We start from the raw sequence: 15,787 nt of genomic DNA, 5'->3' as shown, positions 1-15,787 counted from the left end.
TCAGAGGGTGCGGAACACCAGCAGCAGCAGGCAGGCAAAAACCGGCACCGCAGCGGTCAGGCTATCGATACGATCGAGGATACCACCGTGACCCGGAATCAAGTTACCGCTGTCTTTGATGCCCGCTTCACGTTTGAACATGCTTTCAGTGAGGTCGCCCAGTACGGAAGCCAGTGTGGCAATGACGGCGCATATCACCAACGTGCCTGGCGCGACAGTGAGTGGCGCTAACATCGCAAACAGCCACGCAATAATCGCTGAAGAGAGCAAACCACCAAAGAAGCCTTCCCAGGTTTTGCCCGGCGAAACTTTGGGTGCCAGCTTATGTTTGCCGAACAGACGACCAAACATATAAGCACCAGAGTCTGCGCCCCACACGATGAACATCACAAACAACAGCCACCACGCACCAGCGAAGTGGTCAGTATCATAGTGATATTGGCGCAGCGCCATCATGCCCCAGAAGAAGGGGATAACGGTCAGAAGACCAAATATGAGGCGTAATGGGCGCGAATGGCGCCACAGTGCGGCAGATGCAGGATAGAAGAGCACCAGAACCAGAGCGACGATCCACCAGCCCAGAGAAGCCCATAGGGAGCCTTCCATCTGGAACTGATGAAGATTACGTTGGTAGGGTTGCAGGGTAAACAGCATCACCGCGAGTATCAGGCCGCAAAGCACCGCCAGCCAGATACGTTGCTGACGCGATGCCATACCTGCAAACTGCCCCCATTCCCAGGCGGCAAGCATACAGATGATGATGGTGGTAATCGCAAATCCGGACAGCGGTAACCAAAACAGAGCAGCGATCACCAGCGGAATCAAAATAAGCGCGGTGATCAGACGAGACTTCAGCAAAGGTTACCCCCAGATTGCTCAGGCGCCGCCTGGTGCCGCGCCGCCAAAGCGTCGCTCCCGCGAAGAGAATGCATTCAGTGCACCTTCAAAAACGTGTTCATCAAAATCAGGCCAAAGAACATCGGTAAACCAAAACTCAGCATAGGCGATCTGCCACAGCAGGAAGTTGCTAATCCGATGCTCTCCCCCGGTCCTTATCACTAAATCCACCGGCGCCAGCTCCTGCATACACAGATACGGAGCCAGACTTTCTTCGGTTATCTGGTCAGGACGTAATAAACCTTCCTGAACCTGTTCAGCCAGTTTTCTGGCACCCTGGATAATATCCCAACGGCCGCCATAGTTGGCAGCAATGTTGAGGGTGAGTCCATTATTTTGCTGAGTCAGTTCCTCGGCGCGACGAATGCGTTCCTGAATACGATTATTGAAACGACTGATATCGCCAATCACGCGCAGACGCACGTTGTGTTTGTGCAGGCTTTTGACTTCGCTGTCGAGCGCCCAGACAAACAATTCCATTAAGGCCGTCACTTCCTGTACCGGTCGGCTCCAGTTTTCACTGCTGAACGCGTAGAGCGTGAGCGCTTCCAGTTTGTGGCTGACCGCAAAGCTGACGGCCCGGCGTACTGATTTTACCCCGGCTTTGTGGCCTGAAATACGCAGTTTGCCCTGATTTTTTGCCCAGCGACCATTACCATCCATAATGATGGCCACGTGACGTGGCGTGCAGTACGACTCGTCATCGATTGTGTTGTGATTGTTGGACGACATAACGCGTAATAATTCCTTTCATCAGAAATGCTGTGGTTTCTGAATACATTGCGCCTGCGGCAAACCCCGGTATCGCTACCAGATGACATCGAAACAATGTCGGGCCGAAAAACGCGAGCGAGCGACTATACCATTTTCACCCTGAGCGAACAAATAGCGGGAAGTATCAACCTGCTAAACGAAAGCGTGGTAGCAATTCTGTGGCACAGATACGCGCTAACCGATCAATCTCCATCACATCCTCAATGCTGCCCGGCTCCGGGCACACCAGGGACGCCAGCACTTCGCTGTTAATGGCGGCGATGTCGGTAAAGCGAATCTGATACTGCAGAAATGCCGCGACGGCCACTTCGTTTGCCGCATTCAGCGTGGTGGTGGCGGCCTGCCCTGTTGAGCAAGCATCAATCGCCAGCTTCAGGCAGGGATAGCGCTCATAGTCCGGCTCAGCAAACGTCAGTGACTTCATTCGCGTGAAATCGAGTGGCGTTACACCGGCCGAAATACGTGCTGGCCATGCCATACTGTGGGCGATAGGCGTTCGCATATCAGGCGATCCTAGCTGCGCCAGCACACTGCCATCGCAGTAACGCACCATGGAGTGAATCACCGACTGCGGATGCAGGATGACTTCCATCTGTGCGTCAGTGGCATTAAAAAGCCAGCGGGCTTCAATGTATTCAAGACCTTTATTCATCATGGTGGCCGAATCAACAGAGATTTTACGCCCCATTGACCAGTTCGGATGTGCACACGCTTGATCTGGCGACATGGCGGCCAAATCCGCTAATGGCGTGTCACGAAAAGGACCACCCGATCCCGTAAGGAGAATAGAATCAATGCCATTCTCTCGCAGATCAGCGTACCCCAACTGATGCTGTATGGAAGCGGGTAAACTCTGAAAAATGGCGTTGTGCTCGCTGTCGACCGGCAACAACTGGGCATTGTGATGACGTACCGCCTCCATAAACAGGCGGCCGCACGTGACAAGTGACTCTTTATTCGCGAGTAAAACAGTTTTGCCGGCACGAATCGCGGCAAGCGTGGGTTGCAGGCCAGAAGCACCAACGATGGCCGCCATCACCTGATCCACTTCATCCAATGCAGCCAGCTCGCAAGCCGCCTGAACGCCGGAGAGCACTTCGGTATGAAGATTTAATGCTCTCAGTCGCTCACGCAGCGCCTGTGCGGAGGCTTCATCAGACATCGACGCATAACGTGGGGTAAATTGCTGACACTGTTCAGCCATCAGCGCTACGTTTTGACCCGCCACCAGCGCGGTGACCTGATACAGGTCTGGATTGGCCGCGATGACTGCCAGCGTACTGGTACCAATCGAGCCGGTGGAACCCAGCAGAGTTAATCGCTTCATCATGCTATCCCTGTGACGTCGTGGATCGTGCCTGCAACAGCGCCAGGCACAATGTAAAACGCCGCCAGAGTCGTACAACGTCTCTGAACGGCGTTTTATACCCGTCATACTTCAAGTTGCAGGTGCGTTGGCTAAGCTCATTCACCCCAGTCACTTACCTGAGTAAGCTCCTGGAGATTCATTCCCTTGCCGCCTTCCTGCACCCTGAATTATTTTGGGTATAGGTGTTCTGATGGGAATTAGAAATCCATCAGTTCCTTTTCTTTTTCGGCCAATGCAGCATCAAGGTTTTTGATGTAGCCATCGGTCATTTTCTGGATCTCTTCCTGCGAGCGACGTTCATCGTCTTCGCTGATCTCTTTGTCTTTCAGCAGTGCTTTGATCTTGTCATTAGCATCACGGCGCACGTTACGAACAGAAACACGACCCTGCTCCGCTTCGCCACGCACGACCTTGATCAGATCTTTACGACGCTCTTCTGTCAACGCTGGCAGTGGCACACGAATATCGGTGCCTGCTGAGCTTGGGTTCAGACCCAGGTCAGATGCCATAATGGCTTTTTCAACGGCCGGGCTCAGTGAGCGGTCAAACACGTTGATTTTCAGCGTACGAGAATCTTCTACCGTGACGCTCGCCAGCTGACGCAATGGCGTAGGTGTACCGTAGTAAGGAACCATAATGCCGTCGAGCAGTGAAGGCGAAGCACGACCGGTGCGCACTTTGCTGATTTGGTTTTTGAATGCATCCACGCATTTTTCCATGCGCGTGTCGGCATCTTTTTTAATGTCGTTAATCACGTTAAAACCCTTGGATTCGGTTTGACCTGGCCATTTCCGGGCAACCCGGAAGTGGTATCGATAAACATCGATCATCCTGAAAGCTGCGCGATGCCATTGCATCGCGCCAACAGAATATACCTTATTTTATCTTGCGTCGGGTATTAATGCGTAATCAGGGTGCCTTCTTTTTCACCCATCACTACGCGACGCAGTGCGCCAGGCTTGTTCATGTTGAAGACGCGGATCGGCAATTGATGATCACGAGCCAGCGTAAAGGCCGCCAGATCCATGACTTTCAGCTCTTTATCCAGTACTTCGCCATAAGTCAGCTGTTCATACAGTGTAGCGTCCGGGTTTTTCACCGGGTCATCTGAATAAACACCGTCAACTTTGGTGGCTTTCAGCACCACATCGGCTTCGATTTCGATGCCACGCAGGCAAGCGGCTGAGTCAGTGGTAAAGAACGGGTTACCCGTACCGGCGGCGAAGATCACCACGCGGTTATTGCGCAGCAGGCTGATCGCTTCTGCCCAGCTGTAGTTATCACACACGCCATTCAGCGGAATCGCGGACATCAGACGCGCGTTAACATACGCACGATGCAATGCGTCACGCATTGCAAGACCGTTCATCACGGTTGCCAGCATGCCCATATGATCGCCGACCACACGGTTCATGCCTGCCTGAGCCAGGCCTGCGCCACGGAACAGGTTACCGCCACCAATAACCACACCCACCTGGATGCCCAGCTCAACCAGCTCTTTCACCTCTTGCGCCATACGGTCAAGCACGCTCGCGTCAATACCAAAACCTTCGGCACCTTGCAGTGCTTCGCCACTCAGTTTTAGCAGGATACGTTGATATACAGGTTTTGCGTTGGTCGCCATGGTCAATTCTTCCTGGAAGATATGATGAATGAGAAGTTAAATCTGATCGATCATCCGCTTAGCGAACGAAAAAAGCTATTGGGATGAGACTGAAAAGTGGTCCACGCAAAACGCAGACAAAAAAGAACCGCCTTCCGGCGGTTCTTTCGGAGCATTAAGACTGTTTAGACATTGCAGCAACTTCTGCTGCGAAGTCAGCTTCAACTTTCTCGATGCCTTCGCCCACTTCGAAGCGGATGAAGTTAATCACGTCTGCGCCTTTCTCTTTCAGAGCCTGGCCAACGGTTTTGCTTGGGTCGATAACGAAAGCCTGACCGGTCAGAGAAACTTCGCCGGTGAATTTCTTCATGCGGCCTTCAACCATTTTCTCTGCGATTTCTTTTGGCTTGCCAGACTGCATGGCGATGTCCAGCTGAACCTGGTACTCTTTCTCAACCACATCAGCAGACACGTCTTCTGGCTTAACGAATTCTGGCTTGCTTGCAGCAACGTGCATAGCAACTTGCTTGCTCAGCTCTTCGTCAGCACCGGTGGTAGAAACCACTACGCCGATACGTGCACCGTGCTGATAGCTGTTCAGCTGAGCGCCTTCCAGGATAGCAACACGACGGATGTTGATGTTCTCACCGATTTTAGCAACCAGCGCTACGCGTTCTTCTTCGAACTGCGCTTTCAGAGCTTCAACATCAGTCACTTTACCAGCAACAGCTGCGTCCAGTACTTTGTCTGCGAAAGCCTGGAAACCAGCATCTTTAGCAACGAAGTCGGTCTGGCAGTTCACTTCCAGAATCAGTGCGAAACCATCAGCGATTTTGGTTTTGATCACGCCGTCAGCAGCAACGTTGCCTGCTTTCTTAGCGGCTTTGATCGCGCCAGATTTACGCATGTTCTCAATCGCCAGCTCGATGTCGCCGTTCGCTTCAGTCAGCGCTTTTTTGCAGTCCATCATGCCTGCGCCAGTACGCTCACGCAGTTCTTTTACCAATGCAGCGGTAATTTCAGCCATTCCAAAATCCTCGATTCGTCTCTGTGTGCATTCACACTGTCAGAAACTTGTTGCGGAAAATTTACTCTGCCCCGCTCACCCATAGGGAGCGTGGCAAACTTAGATAAATAAAAGGGGCCTGTGCGGCCCCCTTAACAGATAACATCTGATGTCTAAGGGCTCTTAGAAAGAGCGAACCTTATTAAGCTTCTGAAGCTTCTTCAGCCTGCTCAGCCAGGTCCTGTGAACGGCCTTCGCGCACGGTAGTCGCAACAGCAGTCAGGTACAGGCTTACAGCACGGATCGCATCGTCGTTACCTGGGATAACGAAATCAACGCCATCTGGATCAGAGTTAGTATCAACGATAGCAAATACTGGGATACCCAGGTTGTTTGCTTCTTTGATAGCGATGTGTTCGTGATCAGCATCAACTACAAACAGTGCATCCGGCAGACCGCCCATATCTTTGATACCGCCCAGGCTGTTTTCCAGCTTGGCCAGTTCACGAGTGCGCATCAGCGCTTCTTTCTTGGTCAGTTTGTCGAAAGTACCGTCCTGAGACTGAGACTCCAGATCTTTCAAACGCTTGATTGACTGGCGAACAGTTTTCCAGTTAGTCAGCATGCCACCCAACCAGCGGTGGTTAACGAAGAACTGGTCGCAGCTCAGAGCTGACTCTTTAATAGATTCGGCAGCAGCGCGCTTAGTACCAACGAAAAGGATTTTGCCTTTACGTGAAGAAATCTTCTGCAACTCAGCCAGAGCGTCGTTGAACATAGGTACAGTTTGCTCAAGGTTGATGATGTGAACCTTGTTACGTGCGCCGAAAATGAATGGCTTCATTTTCGGGTTCCAGTAACGGGTCTGGTGACCGAAGTGAACACCAGCCTTGAGCATGTCGCGCATTGATACAGTTGCCATGATTACCTCTAAAGTATGATTGGGGTTGGGCCTCCATGTATCCCATACAACCGACCTCTTTCAAGGCACCCCGGAGTATGTGTCGATACATGTGTGTTTTAGTACACAAAGTGAGTTTTATGCGTTTCTCGCCAGCCAGGAAGGTGACAGAGAATCGTCGGCGCGCTTTATACCATAATGCGCAGGAATACGCCAATAGTAGTTAGCGTCGACAGGCGTGGACAATCCCGATTTGGCAGCCTAATTGCTGGCTGCTAACATGACTGCCACAGAACTCATTATTGTCGAAAATGTCGGCGATTGCGGATTATTTAATGGCCATTTCAATTAAAACCCCTGAAGAAATCGAAAAAATGCGCGTGGCAGGCCGTCTGGCTGCTGAAGTGCTGGAAATGATCGCCCCGCACGTGGTGCCGGGTGTGACCACCGGCGAACTCGACCGCCTGTGCCACGATCACATCACTAACAAGCAGCAGGCTATCTCAGCGTGCCTTGGCTATCACGGCTTCCCGAAATCAGTGTGTATTTCGGTCAATGAAGTGGTGTGCCACGGCATTCCGAGCGATGATCGCGTCTTGAAAGATGGCGATGTGGTCAACGTCGACGTTACGGTTATCAAAGAGGAGTATCACGGCGATACCTCAAAAATGTTCATCGTGGGCAAACCGACCATTCAAGGCGAGCGACTGTGTCGTGTCACCCAGGAAAGCCTCTACATTGCGTTGCGTCTGGTGAAGCCGGGCATCCGCCTGCGTGAGCTGGGCCGTGCCATCCAGCAATATGTTGAAGCGCAGGATTTCTCGGTGGTGCGCGAGTATTGCGGCCACGGCATCGGCAAAGGTTTCCATGAAGAGCCACAGGTGCTGCATTACGATGCCGATGACGGCGGCGTGGTGTTGCAGGCGGGGATGACCTTTACCGTCGAGCCGATGGTCAATGCCGGTGATTATCGTATCCGCACCATGAAGGATGGCTGGACCGTAAAAACCAAAGATCGCAGCTTGTCCGCGCAGTATGAGCATACTATTGTGGTGACAGAAAACGGCTGTGAGATTCTTACGCTGCGTGAAGATGACACCATTGCTGCGGTGCTCGAAAATAACGCGTAACGTTCTTGAAGACAGTACCAGGCCGGCTTAATGCCGGCCTTTTTTTTGGCGCTTACGAGGCATGTCGATGAGTGGTAGCGTGACCGAAGCAGTACACAAATGCCTGACCGATTCCCCCGCCAGCTGGCCTGATGAAGCCCTGACGCGTGACAAAATAAAACTTTATCTTGAGCAATTTCAGCAGCATCTGGGCGTGGCCTTTGATGCGGGTACGGATGTCGAATCGTTGATTGACGTCCGCACCCTGTTTATCGATCGCCTGTTACGCCGTCTGTGGCGTTTCTACGGCTTCGATAAGATGAAAGAAATTGCCTTGGTCGCGGTGGGCGGCTACGGACGCGGTGAACTACACCCCCTCTCCGATATCGATGTCTTGATCCTCAGCCGCCAGCCACTGGATGACGCCGCCGCACAGCGCACCAGCGAACTACTGACGCTGATGTGGGATTTAAAGCTCGAAGTTGGCCACAGCGTTCGCACGTTGGAAGAGTGCTTACTGGAAGGCTTATCGGATCTCACCGTGGCCACCAATCTGATTGAATCCCGCATGCTGACTGGCGATGTCGCTCTGTTCCTTGAGCTACAAAAGAACATTTTCAGCGATGGTTTCTGGCCATCATCGCGCTTCTTTGCGGCAAAAATTGAAGAGCAGCAGGAACGCCATCAGCGCTATCACGGCACCAGTTACAACCTCGAACCAGACATTAAAAGCAGCCCCGGCGGCCTGCGCGATATTCACACCCTGCAGTGGGTTGCGCGCCGTCATTTTGGCGCGACCACCATGGATGAAATGGTGGGTTTTGGTTTCATCACCGAAGCCGAGCGCAACGAAATCAATGAGTGCCAAATGTTCCTCTGGCGCATTCGCTTTGCACTGCACCTAACATTGACGCGTTACGACAACCGTTTGCTGTTTGATCGCCAATTGACTGTGGCACAGCGGCTCAACTATCTCGGCGAAGGCAATGAGCCGGTTGAGCGCATGATGAAAGACTTTTACCGGGTGACACGCCGCATTGGTGAACTCAATCAGATGCTGCTGCAGCTGTTTGATGAAGCGATTCTCGCCCTCTCCACTACTGAGAAACCGCGCAGCATCGATGATGATTTCCAGCTGCGCGGCAATTTGATCGATCTGCGCGATCCCACGCTGTTCGAACGTGAACCGCAGGCAATTCTGCGCATGTTCTACGTGATGGTGCGAAATGAGAACATCACCGGCATTTACTCCACCACGCTACGTCATTTACGCCATGCGCGTCGCCATTTGAAGCAGCCGCTGTGCCAGATTGCTGAAGCGCGCGAGACCTTTATGTCGATTCTGCGCCATCCGGGTGCAGTGAAGCGTGCGCTGGTTCCGATGCATCGCCACAGTGTCCTTTGGGCGTATACGCCGCTGTGGGGCAATATTGTCGGACAGATGCAGTTTGACTTGTTCCATGCCTACACGGTGGATGAGCACACCATTCGCGTCCTGCAAAAGCTGGAAAGCTTCGCCAACGAAGCCACGCGTCCGATGCACCCATTATGTGTTGAACTCTGGCCGCGTTTGCCACAAATCGAATTGTTACTGATGGCCGCCCTGCTGCACGATATCGCCAAAGGGCGCGGCGGTGATCACTCGATTCTGGGGGCGCAGGACGCGCTTGATTTTGCTGAATTGCATGGGCTCAACTCGCGGGAAACGCAGTTGGTGGCCTGGCTGGTGCGCCATCACCTGCTGATGTCGGTCACCGCTCAGCGCCGCGATATTCAGGATCCGACGGTAATCCAGCAATTCGCCGAAGTGATGCAAAATGAAAACCGCCTGCGTTATCTGGTGTGTCTCACCGTCGCCGACATCTGCGCCACCAACGAGAGTCTGTGGAACAGCTGGAAGCAGAGCCTGCTGCGCGAACTGTTCTTCGCGACTGAAAAACAGCTGCGTCGCGGCATGGAAAACAGCCCGGATTTACGCGAACGCGTGCGTCATCACCGTTTACAGGCCCTCGCGCTGTTGCGTATGGAAAACCTCAACGAAGAGCGTTTGCACCATATCTGGAGCCGCTGCCGTGCTGACTATTTCCTGCGTCACACGCCGAATCAGCTGGCATGGCACGCGCGTCACCTGATCGACCACGACCTCACCAAACCGCTGGTACTGGTCAGCCCACAGGCCACACGCGGTGGGACTGAAATTTTCATCTGGAGCCCGGACCGCCCTCACCTGTTTGCCGCAGTAGCCGGTGAACTGGACCGCCGCAACCTGAGCGTGCACGATGCCCAGATCTTTACCAGCCGCGACGGCATGGCAATGGATACCTTTATTGTGCTGGAGCCGGATGGCAGCCCGCTGGCCGCCGATCGCCATCCGATGATCATGCAGGCGCTGGAACAAGCGATTACCCAAACCGAATGGGTGCCGCCGCGCACACGTCGCCAGTCTGCACGCCTCAAGCACTTTAGTGTCGATACCGAAGTGAATTTCCTGCCGACGCATACCGACCGTCGGAGTTATCTGGAATTGGTGGCGCTGGATCAGCCAGGCTTGCTGGCGCGTGTTGGGGAAGTGTTTGCCGACCTCGGCGTTTCACTGCACGGCGCGCGCATCAGTACGATTGGCGAACGGGTTGAGGATCTTTTCATCCTTGCGGACAGCGAGCGACGCGCACTTGATGTAGAAATGCGCAATGTGCTGCAACAACGGTTGACAGAGGCCCTCAATCCAAACGATAAACTGTGACCTGGCTTCCATCCTTAACGCTGCAGGTGGGTTGGCTTTCCTCGCTTACCCCGGTCACATACTGATGTATGCTCCCGGGGATTCACTGCGTCGCCGCGTGATTCGGCCTTTGGCCTCACCCCTGCGGGGCCAGCGCGAGCGCTGTTCAAAACACTTCGTGTTTTGTCCTGCAACGTGAATGATGTTTGCCAGGCAATTTTACTATGTACGCTTTTTGGCGTGCATTCCGTTATGACAGAATCAGGAAAAAAATATGCAACAGTTACAGAGCGTTATTGAATCTGCCTTTGAGCGCCGCGCCGATATCACGCCAGCGAGCGTGGACAGCGTGACCCGTGAAGCCATCGAACAGGTGATTGGCCTGCTGGATAGCGGCGAACTGCGCGTGTCTGAAAAGATCAACGGAGAGTGGGTAACGCATCAGTGGCTGAAGAAAGCGGTGCTGTTGTCTTTCCGCATCAATGACAATCAGGTGATTGACGGCGCAGAAACCCGCTTCTACGACAAAGTGCCAATGAAGTTCGCTAACTGGGATGAAGCACGCTTCAAGAACGCCGGTTTCCGCGTTGTACCACCAGCAGCCGTGCGTCAGGGCGCTTTCATTGCTCGTAACACCGTGCTGATGCCCTCTTACGTTAACATCGGCGCTTTCGTTGATGAAGGCACCATGGTTGACACCTGGGCCACTGTAGGTTCTTGCGCGCAGATCGGTAAAAACGTTCACCTGTCAGGCGGCGTTGGCATCGGCGGTGTTCTGGAGCCACTGCAGGCGAACCCAACCATCATCGAAGACAACTGCTTCATCGGCGCACGTTCCGAGATCGTTGAAGGCGTAATCGTTGAAGAAGGTTCAGTGATCTCCATGGGTGTTTACATCGGTCAGAGCACCAAAATCTACGATCGTGAAACCGGCGAAGTGCATTACGGCCGCGTTCCAGCAGGTTCCGTGGTGGTATCAGGCAACCTGCCGTCTAAAGATGGTAGCTACAGCCTGTACTGTGCCGTGATCGTGAAGAAAGTGGACGCCAAAACTCTGGCGAAAACCGGTATTAACGAACTGCTGCGTACCATCGACTAAACCCTGATTTAGTCCGATAACCCTGCCGACGGGCCTGTATTCAGGCCCGTAATCATTTCTTTACACTCTCGCCCCAACTACCTGCTTCGCGCCGCGAATTAACTGGTGCGTTTATTTTTCAAACAGTTCATAATCCGCGCCAGTTAACTCCGGTCGCGCACTGTTCATCCCGGTTTTTGTGTCTACAGTTGATTAAGTATGCCGTAAGCGTTCCGGTTGCTGCGTTTCTGCTGCATCCCGAATGATGATGATAGTCCTGCGCGCTCACCCACTCTTAGATGGAATATAAACGCTATGTACGACAACCTGAAAAGCTTAGGTATCAGCTCTCCTGAAGACATCGACCGTTACAGCCTGCGTCAGGAAGCCAGCAACGACATTCTGAAAATCTACTTCCGCAAAGACAAAGGTGAATTCTTCGCGAAAAGCGTGAAATTCAAATACCCGCGTCAGCGCAAAACCGTCGTGGCCGATCACACCAGCCAGGGCTATAAAGAAGTACAGGAAATCAGCCCGAACCTGCGTTACGTGATCGACGAACTGGATCAGATTTGCCAGCGCGATCAGGTTGAAGTCGATTTGAAACGCAAAATCCTCGCGGATCTGCGTCATCTGGAAAACGTGGTATCGAATAAGATCGCTGAAATTGAATCCGATCTGGATCAACTGACCCGCAACGGTCGTTAATTTCCCCCGCGTTCCCAGGGCCAGCTTACGCTGGCCTTTTTTTTGCCTTATTTCAGTTTTATCTGGGACTGTTTCACCTACCTGTATTCATAATCCCTGGCTACTATCGGGTTATGTCTGACTTCCGGTAAAACAAAAACCATGCAATTCGCAGCCATCACCTCAGGACAGCGCGGTCTGGATGTTCATATCGCCGGTGACCTCGCGCAAAAAATTCTATCTGGAACGCTTAAGGCCGGTGATGTTCTGCCCAGCGAAGTCGAGCTGTGCAGCCACTTTGGCGTCAGCCGAACTGCCGTGCGTGAAGCACTCAAACTATTATCTTCGAAAGGATTATTGGAATCGCGCCCCAAGCTCGGCACGCATGTACGTGACCGCACGTACTGGAATCTGCTTGATGTGCAACTGCTGGAATGGATGAAGGGCATCGAATCAACGGCAGAGATGTATCAACAGTTTCTGGCATTCCGTGAGGCCATTGAACCGCAGGCCGCCAGGCTAGCTGCGTTGCACGCTACTCAGTCACAACGCATTGAGCTTTCTGTTTTATTCCGCGAAATGATCGCCGTTTGCGCCGCAAGCTCCTTCGATCTTGCTCGCTGGCTGGAGGTGGATAGCGCCTTTCATCGTCTGATCTTTCACTCCACGGACAACTGTTTTTACATCCCGTTTGGTAATCTGCTGGAAACCATCTTTAAGTGCTTCTTCACCTGGCCCTCCAGCGCGCAGGATATTTTTCTGGATGAACACCGCAAGATTTACGAAGCGATCATGATTGGCGATGCCGATGCTGCACACAGGGCATCGATGGGTTTAATGCTCAACAGCACACAACCTCGAATGTAACCTGACCATCACAGATGCGTGGGTGGCCGCGATAACAACCAAATATCACGCAGTGCTTCTCTTTCCGCACCTCGCGCTTCTGCTGCGCTGATATTGGCCGCCGAATGCATTTCAATCGCGCGGTGGATCCATCGCTGGTAGCGGTCGCTATTCAGGCTGCTATCCGCAAGCGAGAGCAGTGGAATCAAGCGCAGACTGACACGATCGCGGTTTTTCCATGGCCAGATTTTGCTGTCATCGCTAAAAGGAGCCATATAATCCAGTGCACTCAACAATGAACCGCTCTGCTGATGATAATGCCAGAGATCGCCGGTTCCACTGCGCTGCGCCAGTTGCGCGACGTTTGTCAGTGCCTGCAAATTGAAATAGCTGTAATGGAACGAGCGTGTGCGTGCCAGTTCCATTGGCTGCGTTCCGTCCGCACGAATTTGCCCGGCTATTTTATCCTGGGCTAACACCACCATCTGCTTAATCACCTGAGGTTGATGCAAATACCACGCAATGCCCGCCACCTGTGCGGCATACCAGCTGCCATGATTATTAGGTGCATCACGCTCGCCTTGTGCCAGCTTACTGTGCAATAGCCAGTCAAGGTAATCGCTAAACCATGCGTGCAATGCAACCTGATCCTGTTGGTGCCAGCCGGGCGAATCTTGCAGTAGCTGCAGTGCATCCACCACGCGCGTAGCAAAGTAACGCCCATCCAGCACGCCAGTATGTCGGCCCTGTGCCTTACCCGGCACGCCCTGAGCAAAATTAAGGTTGGGATTCATGCGGGTAGCTGGATCGATAAACCAGCTGCGAATCATCGATTGGGCTTTCGCTGCATAACGGGTGTCGCCGGAAAAGTACCAGGCAAGTGCCAAAACCTGCACATCCGCAGTGAAACGGGCCAGACGCACACCATCGCTTTGGTCGTTTTTACTCGCCGGGTTGACCTCGCCATCGCGGCGTACCCAAGGCAAGCCATTGGGCTTATCGGGATCCGGCCACCAGTAGGCGCTCAGGCTGAGATAATCATGGCGGGAACCGCTGGGAGGTAACATCCCTTTCTGCATCACGCTGGGGTTTGGCTGCTTAAGCGCGCGATCGGCTGCCTGTTTGAGTTGTTGCCACGCCTGTTCCGTCTGCGGCGCAGCCTGATGATTCTGCAGTGCGGCTCGCGTAAGTTGCAGCTCTTCGCCGGATATAAAGGCCAGCGAAACGGCTTGAGCCTGGCAGGTTGCGGTCACAAGCCAACCGGCCAGCAGCCAGACCAGAGGCACTTTCAATCGGGGCATCTTCCTCTCCAGACCACGATGCGGGTCAGCTCTGTTCATCCAGTTGCAATGCCACATACAGCAGCAGTCGATCGTCAAAATTCCCGAGGTTTAATCCGGTTAGCTCAGAGATGCGGTTAAGGCGATATTCGAGCGTATTACGATGGATAAACAGTGCGCGTGCCGTGGCGCTCGGCTGGACGTTATGACTGAACCACGCCACCAGCGTACGGCGCAGTAATCCATTATTATCATTGGCTTTGAGTTTTGCCAACGGACGCGCCAGTTCATTGGCTTGCCAGCCACCGCGCAGGCTATCCAGCAGCACCGGCAGCACCAAATCCTGATAGAAGAAGCTGCGCTGCTCCGGCATGCGCTGTTTACCCACCATCATCGTGGTGCGCGCCGTGCGGTAGGAGCGCGCAATGCTGCCGGGACCAGTAAAGAAATTACCCAGCGCGATGCGCATCCGCACCTGGCCACTCTCTTTCATACGCTGTAATAACTGATCCACGCGACGGCGGTGATCGTCTTGATCGTAACGGCCGTGGGCGTTAAGCGCCGGTTTCAACACCACCATTTCGGTGAGTGAGACGATGGCAATCAGGTTGTCACGATCCGGCGTCGTCAGCAGTGTTTGCAACTGCTGCAGTTCCGACATGGCGCTGTCAACGCCAAGCTGGCCGCTGTCCACCTCCACCACCGCCACCACGCGCGGCTGATTGAGATCGATGCCCAAGCGCTGCGCCCACTCGCTCAGCGCAGGTGAAAGCGTATCGCTACGGATCAGGTTCAGTACCAGTTCCTCGCGCAAACGACTGTCTTGCGCCAGCATGTGTAACAGCCGCGCCTGTTCCAGCATCATTTCGGCGGTCATACACACCAGTTCACCGTAATGTCGCAGTGCCGTCGGTTGCCCGGTCAAACCGATCACCCCGACAATGTCGCCATCAATACGCAGGGGCAAATTGATGCCGGGCCGCACACCATGCAGATGTTTCGCCACGGCTTCATCAATATCCACCACCCTTCCCTGCGATAACACCAGCAGCGCACCTTCGTGCAATTCGCCAATACGCTCACGATCGCCGCTGCCAATAATGCGGCCGCGTGCATCCATCACGTTGACATTACTGTCAATAATTTGCATGGTGCGGGCAACAATATCCTGAGCCAGTCGCGCATCGAGATGATAGGTGGCCATCAATCACTCCAGAGATAGGGAAGAATTGACAGAATACGCATCCCACGCACGCCTGACATTGTGCAACTGCACATAGCCGGATAGAGAATGCGGGAATTGCGGTAGGCGTCACATTGCGAAACTGACATCTGCACAATATGGACCACGTTAAAGTGGTGCTGATGCTAGCGAGTCGTGCTGCATAATGACTAGTCCTGGTATAGGTTGACACCTTTTCAGGTTAAAACCCCCGATGCACTGCATCGGGGGTTTTGTATTTTAGTGACAGGTGTGGACGTTCCCTGTTGTAGTACCGTACTGATTCACCCACC

14 protein-coding genes are annotated in these 15,787 nt (G+C 53.4%); 5 read left to right on the top strand and 9 right to left on the bottom strand.

The annotated features are described in order from the left end of the window. The 7 genes from cdsA to rpsB all read right to left on the bottom strand — a co-directional run bounded on the left by cdsA (position 1) and on the right by rpsB (position 6,571). Positions 1-858 (bottom strand): phosphatidate cytidylyltransferase, encoded by an 858-nt coding sequence (cdsA, locus tag LBW88_RS25635; protein ID WP_224935482.1) that lies wholly within the window; start codon positions 856-858, stop codon positions 1-3. A gap of 18 nt (positions 859-876) precedes the next feature. After that, positions 877-1,629: a (2E,6E)-farnesyl-diphosphate-specific ditrans,polycis-undecaprenyl-diphosphate synthase gene (gene ispU, locus LBW88_RS25630; RefSeq protein WP_034829480.1), complete on the bottom strand. Its 753-nt coding sequence runs from the start codon at positions 1,627-1,629 to the stop codon at positions 877-879. A 166-nt stretch (positions 1,630-1,795) separates the two neighbouring features. Then, on the bottom strand, positions 1,796-2,998 hold the full coding sequence (ispC, locus tag LBW88_RS25625; protein ID WP_224935484.1) for a 1-deoxy-D-xylulose-5-phosphate reductoisomerase: 1,203 nt from the start codon (positions 2,996-2,998) through the stop codon (positions 1,796-1,798). Between the two features lie 239 nt (positions 2,999-3,237). Then, complete coding sequence (gene frr, locus LBW88_RS25620) at positions 3,238-3,795, bottom strand: ribosome recycling factor (protein WP_224935486.1); 558 nt, start codon at positions 3,793-3,795, stop codon at positions 3,238-3,240. A gap of 143 nt (positions 3,796-3,938) precedes the next feature. Further along, entirely contained in the window at positions 3,939-4,664 is a 726-nt protein-coding gene (gene pyrH / locus LBW88_RS25615; protein WP_034829488.1) for a UMP kinase, read from the bottom strand. Positions 4,665-4,818: 154 nt separating this feature from the next. Further along, on the bottom strand, positions 4,819-5,670 hold the full coding sequence (tsf, locus tag LBW88_RS25610; RefSeq protein ID WP_166934125.1) for a translation elongation factor Ts: 852 nt from the start codon (positions 5,668-5,670) through the stop codon (positions 4,819-4,821). 181 nt (positions 5,671-5,851) lie between these two features. Next, entirely contained in the window at positions 5,852-6,571 is a 720-nt protein-coding gene (gene rpsB / locus LBW88_RS25605; RefSeq protein WP_224935488.1) for a 30S ribosomal protein S2, read from the bottom strand. Between the two features lie 314 nt (positions 6,572-6,885). On the opposite strand from rpsB, the gene map reads away from it, so the two are divergent. The 5 genes from map (at position 6,886) to LBW88_RS25580 (ending at position 13,013) form a co-directional block, all read left to right on the top strand. Continuing rightward, positions 6,886-7,680 (top strand): type I methionyl aminopeptidase, encoded by a 795-nt coding sequence (gene map / locus LBW88_RS25600; protein WP_224935490.1) that lies wholly within the window; start codon positions 6,886-6,888, stop codon positions 7,678-7,680. A gap of 67 nt (positions 7,681-7,747) precedes the next feature. Beyond that, positions 7,748-10,402 carry a bifunctional uridylyltransferase/uridylyl-removing protein GlnD gene (glnD, locus tag LBW88_RS25595; RefSeq protein WP_224935492.1) on the top strand — a complete coding sequence of 885 codons (2,655 nt, stop codon included), beginning with the start codon at positions 7,748-7,750 and terminating at the stop codon, positions 10,400-10,402. 253 nt (positions 10,403-10,655) lie between these two features. Beyond that, entirely contained in the window at positions 10,656-11,480 is an 825-nt protein-coding gene (gene dapD / locus LBW88_RS25590; protein WP_034829499.1) for a 2,3,4,5-tetrahydropyridine-2,6-dicarboxylate N-succinyltransferase, read from the top strand. A gap of 294 nt (positions 11,481-11,774) precedes the next feature. Further along, positions 11,775-12,167, top strand: a complete 393-nt coding sequence (locus tag LBW88_RS25585) for a DUF3461 family protein (RefSeq protein ID WP_034829501.1) — start codon at positions 11,775-11,777, stop codon at positions 12,165-12,167. A 141-nt stretch (positions 12,168-12,308) separates the two neighbouring features. Continuing rightward, a complete protein-coding gene (locus LBW88_RS25580; protein ID WP_224935494.1) occupies positions 12,309-13,013 on the top strand; it encodes a FadR/GntR family transcriptional regulator in 705 nt (234 codons plus the stop codon). 8 nt (positions 13,014-13,021) lie between these two features. On the opposite strand, the gene LBW88_RS25575 is transcribed toward LBW88_RS25580, so the two are convergent. Together LBW88_RS25575 and LBW88_RS25570 are read right to left on the bottom strand one after the other, a co-directional pair. Then, positions 13,022-14,293 (bottom strand): alginate lyase family protein, encoded by a 1,272-nt coding sequence (locus LBW88_RS25575; protein WP_224935496.1) that lies wholly within the window; start codon positions 14,291-14,293, stop codon positions 13,022-13,024. A gap of 25 nt (positions 14,294-14,318) precedes the next feature. Then, on the bottom strand, positions 14,319-15,476 hold the full coding sequence (locus LBW88_RS25570; protein ID WP_224935498.1) for a CdaR family transcriptional regulator: 1,158 nt from the start codon (positions 15,474-15,476) through the stop codon (positions 14,319-14,321). Positions 15,477-15,787: the final 311 nt, after the last annotated feature.

Source organism: Pantoea sp. alder81, from assembly GCF_020179835.1.
Taxonomy (GTDB): domain Bacteria; phylum Pseudomonadota; class Gammaproteobacteria; order Enterobacterales; family Enterobacteriaceae; genus Pantoea.
The sequence above is the reverse complement of the archived record's forward strand: the minus strand, read 5'-3'. Positions and strand labels throughout refer to the sequence as shown.

Excerpts from the sequence above, each read along its gene's own strand:
- ispU (WP_034829480.1), bottom strand. The coding sequence starts at position 1,629 with ATGTCGTCCAACAATCACAACACAATCGATGACGAGTCGTACTGCACG.
- ispC (WP_224935484.1), bottom strand. The coding sequence starts at position 2,998 with ATGAAGCGATTAACTCTGCTGGGTTCCACCGGCTCGATTGGTACCAGT.
- pyrH (WP_034829488.1), bottom strand. The coding sequence starts at position 4,664 with ATGGCGACCAACGCAAAACCTGTATATCAACGTATCCTGCTAAAACTG.
- tsf (WP_166934125.1), bottom strand. The coding sequence starts at position 5,670 with ATGGCTGAAATTACCGCTGCATTGGTAAAAGAACTGCGTGAGCGTACT.
- rpsB (WP_224935488.1), bottom strand. The coding sequence starts at position 6,571 with ATGGCAACTGTATCAATGCGCGACATGCTCAAGGCTGGTGTTCACTTC.
- map (WP_224935490.1), top strand. The coding sequence starts at position 6,886 with ATGGCCATTTCAATTAAAACCCCTGAAGAAATCGAAAAAATGCGCGTG.
- glnD (WP_224935492.1), top strand. The coding sequence starts at position 7,748 with ATGAGTGGTAGCGTGACCGAAGCAGTACACAAATGCCTGACCGATTCC.
- dapD (WP_034829499.1), top strand. The coding sequence starts at position 10,656 with ATGCAACAGTTACAGAGCGTTATTGAATCTGCCTTTGAGCGCCGCGCC.
- LBW88_RS25585 (WP_034829501.1), top strand. The coding sequence starts at position 11,775 with ATGTACGACAACCTGAAAAGCTTAGGTATCAGCTCTCCTGAAGACATC.
- LBW88_RS25580 (WP_224935494.1), top strand. The coding sequence starts at position 12,309 with ATGCAATTCGCAGCCATCACCTCAGGACAGCGCGGTCTGGATGTTCAT.
- LBW88_RS25575 (WP_224935496.1), bottom strand. The coding sequence starts at position 14,293 with ATGCCCCGATTGAAAGTGCCTCTGGTCTGGCTGCTGGCCGGTTGGCTT.
- LBW88_RS25570 (WP_224935498.1), bottom strand. The coding sequence starts at position 15,476 with ATGGCCACCTATCATCTCGATGCGCGACTGGCTCAGGATATTGTTGCC.